The following is a 1,602-nucleotide window of genomic DNA, read 5'->3' as shown; positions in this document are numbered from 1 at the left end:
TGACAACAGAGCTTTACGACCCGAAGGCCTTCTTCGCTCACGCGGCGTTGCTCCGTCAGACTTTCGTCCATTGCGGAAGATTCCCTACTGCTGCCTCCCGTAGGAGTCTGGGCCGTGTCTCAGTCCCAGTGTGGCCGATCACCCTCTCAGGTCGGCTACGCATCGTGGCCTTGGTGAGCCGTTACCTCACCAACTAGCTAATGCGCCGCGGGCCCATCTGTAAGTGACAGCCGGAGCCGTCTTTCAGCATTCCCTCATGTGAGGGAATGAATTATCCGGTATTAGCTCCGGTTTCCCGGAGTTATCCCAGTCTTACAGGCAGGTTGCCCACGTGTTACTCACCCGTCCGCCGCTGACCATCGGGAGCAAGCTCCCTCAAGTCCGCTCGACTTGCATGTATTAGGCACGCCGCCAGCGTTCGTCCTGAGCCAGGATCAAACTCTCCAATAAAGAGTATGAGTAAGCTCATAATTTAAAACGTTGGCTCGTGAATCTCTATTATATAGAAGAAACACGATAATATTGTTTGTTGACGCTTGTTTGTTTAGTTTTCAAAGAACAAATCGTTGTCTGTTTCAGCGACAACTTTTATATCTTACCATAGTTTGTATCAACCTGTCAACACTTTTTAAAAGTTTAATTTAAAAAAGCAACGGCAATTGATATTTTGTTCCATGCTGTTTGAGCAGCTAAATTAGAATAACACCCTTCTAGTAAATGTACAATAGAAACATTTTACAATTGCTTATTTGAACAGAAAAAAAACAATGCAACCTCATCTCAAATTTATGGCCAAGATGTTAAAAAGGTGTGGAAATACAGGGAACATGGATGGAATAGCAGCTAAAAAGCGATAAAATAAAGATAGATTAATAGAAGAAGGTGACGATATGCCGCTATTGATGAATTGGCTGGAGAGCCTCACCTATGACATTAAAGCTGGAGGACAGTGCGTAAGGAATGCCAGTCCGCTCAGCACATGTACGGCCTGTAAGGAAAGTTGCGAAAAAAACGCAATTATTATAGAAAAAAGCGGCGTTCAAATTGTTAAAGAACAATGCAATGGCTGCGGCCTTTGCATTCCCTCCTGTCCGGTCCAGGCTATTGAAGGCCTGTCGCCTAATCGAAAAACGATCGGCGACACGCTGGTGCTCGGTGAAGACCTGCAGCCGACAAAATATGAGCTTTTCCATTTTTATAAAAAAGGAATACGGACGATTGCCATCCCAAAGGGTGGTTCGGAAATGCAGATTCTCATTGACGAAACGAATGAGATTCTTGAAAAAATAAATACAAATCTGTTCCAGGTTGTTACGGGACCAGTACATGACCTAAAAGGACAAACAAGGCTGTCCAGGAGGGATTTTTTCAGCAAGCTTGCCAAAGACGGCAAGAACCTTGCGCTCTCTACCGTTACACCAGCTAAGTGGCGATTTGATCAAGATAAATTCAAGCGAGCCGGAATGTTTGAGGGATGGGCTTTTTTCCAGGTTCACCTTGACTCTGAAAAATGCACGCTTTGTGAGACTTGTTTCCGCCTCTGTCCTGGTAAAGTGTTCATGACTAATGGAAGTCTTTTGGTCATCGATACTGGTAATTGCA

Annotated in this window: 1 protein-coding gene and 1 rRNA gene; one reads left to right on the top strand and one right to left on the bottom strand. The window is 44.9% G+C overall.

What is annotated here, in order from left to right:
- Nucleotides 1–450, bottom strand: a 16S ribosomal RNA gene (locus WQ57_RS22430); the annotation flags it as partial.
- Between the two features lie 440 nt (nt 451–890).
- Here WQ57_RS22430 and WQ57_RS22425 point away from each other — a divergent pair.
- Nucleotides 891–1,602, top strand: a 712-nt coding sequence (locus WQ57_RS22425) for a 4Fe-4S binding protein (protein WP_046525906.1), incomplete at its 3' end; no start/stop codon positions are given.

This window comes from Mesobacillus campisalis, from assembly GCF_000986785.1.
Taxonomy (GTDB): Bacteria; Bacillota; Bacilli; order Bacillales; family Cytobacillaceae; genus Mesobacillus_B; species Mesobacillus_B campisalis.
This window is presented reverse-complemented; position numbering and strand designations above follow the sequence as displayed.